We start from the raw sequence: 3,435 nt of genomic DNA, 5'->3' as shown, positions 1-3,435 counted from the left end.
CTGCCGCCTCGGCCGCCTCGGCCGCCTCCTCGGCATGGTGCTCGGGCGTCATCCAGTGCGTGATGGCTTCCTGGAACACGGCCAGCGAACCCGTGAGGAACACCGCGAACAGCAGCCACGAAAACCACAGCCCGCACCAGGTATGCAGCCAGGCCTGGGCCTGGCGGAAACCGCCCGTGGCAGCGCCGCTGCCGGGGACCTTGCTGATCTGCGCCTTGGCCATCTCAGCCTCCCGCGCCATTGCGCGCCAGCAGCAGCGCGGCGCCGCCCATCAGCGCCGCAGGCACCAGCAACCCCAGCCAGACCCGGCCCGCCGAAACCGGCGAGAACGCCCAGATCACCGCCAGCGCGTGCAGCGCAAAGCTCCACTGCATGCCGGCGATCACGGCATCGACACGCGCGCCGGGCAGCGCAGCGGCCAGGAAGGCCGCCAGCGCGCTGGCCAGCGCATAGCCGCCGAAGACGGCGGCCAGCAGGCGGGACAGGACAAGCAGGCCCGGATGGACGGGCCTGTCGGCCTGGGTGATATCTGCAGGATCAGCGGGTTGGGATTGGGGCATGTAATGGGTATTCGGATAAGCACAGGAACGCACGAATGCGTGCAAACAAGGGGCCAAAACGGATGCCGTGATGCGGCGGCCTTCAAGGCCCTCCTCATACATGACAAACGAGATCGAAAAAAAGGCCAGCCGCAATGGTTTTCGCCATTGCGGCCAGTGGCCTGGGTCGGACTGGGGCGGGCCCTCATGGACCCCGCCCCGGCCCTCAGAAGGTGCCGCGCAGCGTCAGCACCGCATTGCGCGGCTTTCCATAGAAATTGCCGCCGCTCGCATAGCCCACGGTCTGGTAGTACGTCTTGTCAAAGATATTGTTGAGATTCAGGGAAACCGTCCAGCGCGGATCGATCCGGTACTGCACCATCGCATTGATGACCGAATAGCCGCCCTGGGTGAAGTTGTAGCGGCCGACTTCATTCCAGTCGGCGTCATACAGCGTATCGCGCACATGGTGCTTGCTCTGGATATGGGCGCTGCCGCCAATCTTCCAGCGCGACAGCTCGCCCGGCAGCACATAGGCCGTGGACAGCTTGAGCAGATGGCGCGGCGTGATGCTGCTGTAGGGCGCGTCCTCGGTCTTGTCGCGCGTGGTGGTGTAGGTGTAGCCGGCCGCGATCTGCCAGCCCGGGCGCAGCTCGCCGCCGATCTCGGCGTCAAAGCCGCGGCTGGTCACCTTGCCCTGCGGCAGAAAGCAGCAATTGCCCGACCATTCCTCGTGATTGCTCGGATAGCGCGTATCCGTCACCGCCGTGCCCGTGCGCACCACGTTGAAAAGGCTGAATGTGGCATTGAGCCGGCCATCGGCCAATTCGCCCTTGAAACCGGCCTCATAGCTCTTGCCCTTGACCGGGTCCAGCGAATTGCCCGGAGGAGGCCCCGACTTGGACAGCGCCTGCGGCTTGAGAATCGAGGAATAGCTCAGATACGCCGACCATTGGTTGTTCAGGTCATAGATCACCCCGCCATACGGCGTGAACTTGGCCGGCTCGGAAAAGCGGCTGCCCGATGCCAATTCCCACTGGCCCGCCGCATTCAGCGACTCATAGACCTGGTTGAAGCGGTACTTGGCATAGCGCGCGCCCACAATCACATGCAGGCGGTCCGTCGGATGCAGGCGCAATACGCCATAGCCGCCCGACTGGTCCTGGCCCCAGGGGTTGTAGCGGCGCGAGATCTCGCCGGCCGGCGCGGGGCGCCAGGCGCCGGGGTTGTAGACATCGATGGGCTCCACGCCCGTGGCATCGGTGGAATAGCCCACGTTCCAGAAGCTCTCCACCTTCTGCCGGTCCATGCCCAGCAGGATCTCGTGCGTGCGCCCGCCCAGGTCGAAGCTGCCGGCCAGGCTGGCGTCCAGCACGGTCTGCCGGTTCTCGTACAGGTAGTGGCCGCCGCCGTTCCAGTTCACGCCCAGGCCGGTTGCGGGGTCCAGCGCGCCATAGCCGAACACCGTGGAGCCGTCATAGCTGGACTTGCTGCGGGTCAGGTTGAGCTTGCCCTTCCAGCGTGCGGAAAAGCGGTGCTCCAGCGCGCCGAACAGCTCGCTGTTGTCCTTGCGGCCCGTGGCCCAGGGCTGGGTGAAGCTGGTGTGGCGCGGCAGGCCGATATCGCTGCCGTCGCTGTAGCGCGGCACGTCGCCGCCGCCATCGCCGCGCGTGCGGATCTTGCTGCGGCTCATGCCCACGGTCAGCAGGGTGTCTGGCGTCAGGTCCGCCTCGACCACGCCGTAGAACTGGGGAGCGCGCGTGTGCTTGATGTCCACGAACTGGTCCGTGTCCTGGTAGGACAGCACGGCCCGGCCGCGCACCCGGCCATCGAGGGCCAGCGGCCCCGTGGCATCCACCATGGTCTGGTAGTTGTTCCAGCTGCCGATGGACTGCTGCACCACGAAGCGCGGCTCGGCCAGCGGCTTCTTGCGCACGATGTTGATGATGCCGCCCGGGTCGCCCACGCCACCCAGCAGGCCCGAGGCGCCGCGCATCACCTCCACGCGGTCGTAGAAGTCCATGCTCTGGTTGACGCTGTAGGTGTACTGGGCGATGTTCAGCGGCGCGCCGCCGTCGATCTGCATGCTGTCGATCTGGAAGCCGCGCGAATAGAAATAGGTGGAGTCGAAATTGATCTGGCTGGTGGTGATGCCGGGCGTGGCGGCCAGCGCGTCGCGGATGTCGGTCATGCGGCGGTCGTCGAGCTGCTGGCGCGTGATCACCGACACCGATTGCGGGATCTCGCGGAACGACTGGTCCGTCTTGGAGGCGATGCTGGTCACGCGGCTGGTGTACGAGCCCGTGCCCTCGGTCGTGCCGTCGATGGCCCGGCGCGCGCTCACCCGCACTTCGGCCAGCGTCTTTTCGATGGCGGCGACGGGCTGCACGGTCAGCGTGCCCTCTTGCACATGGCCCTGCAGGCCGCTGCCGGCCAGCAAATCATCCAGCGCCTGGCGCAGCGGCAGCTCGCCCCGTACCGCCGGCGCCTGCCGCTGGGCGGCCAGCGAGGGCGTGAACACCAGCTGCAGTCCGGCCTGCCGCGCGAACTGGTCCAGCGCGCTGGCCAGCGGCTGCGCCGCTATGTCGAAGCGCAGCGTCTGTGCGGCCGGCTGGGCCAGCGCCGCCTGCAGCGGCATGGCCAGGCCCAGGCAGAGCACGGCATGGGCCAGCGGATGGAGGGCGGCACGGCAGGCGCCCGAAGAAGGGAAAAGCGGATGCATGGAAATCGTCCTTGGCAGTGATGGAAGGGACCCACAGGGATCACTGCCATGACGACTGGCCAGGAAAACTCCTGAAAAACAATGTGCGCCCCGCTGCCGTGCGCATGCAGTTGCTCTTGCCACCGTCACGCCTCAGCCCGCCGCGGCCACCAGCAGGCCGCCATCGGCCTGCCT

At 66.9% G+C, this 3,435-nt stretch carries 3 protein-coding genes; all 3 read right to left on the bottom strand.

What is annotated here, in order from left to right; translation table 11 throughout:
* Window positions 1–223, bottom strand: a 223-nt coding sequence (locus L995_RS19765; RefSeq protein WP_047473139.1) for a PepSY domain-containing protein, incomplete at its 3' end; no start/stop codon positions are given.
* A 1-nt stretch (window position 224) separates the two neighbouring features.
* Window positions 225–560 (bottom strand): DUF3649 domain-containing protein, encoded by a 336-nt coding sequence (locus L995_RS19760; protein ID WP_049801421.1) that lies wholly within the window; start codon window positions 558–560, stop codon window positions 225–227.
* 205 nt (window positions 561–765) lie between these two features.
* Window positions 766–3,261 carry a TonB-dependent siderophore receptor gene (locus L995_RS19755; protein ID WP_047473137.1) on the bottom strand — a complete coding sequence of 832 codons (2,496 nt, stop codon included), beginning with the start codon at window positions 3,259–3,261 and terminating at the stop codon, window positions 766–768.
* Window positions 3,262–3,435 lie beyond the last annotated feature (174 nt).

It is taken from the genome of Delftia sp. ZNC0008, from assembly GCF_000799035.1.
Lineage (GTDB): Bacteria > Pseudomonadota > Gammaproteobacteria > Burkholderiales > Burkholderiaceae_C > Comamonas > Comamonas tsuruhatensis.
Note: the sequence above shows the minus strand (reverse complement) of the source record. Positions and strands in the feature narration are given on the sequence as shown.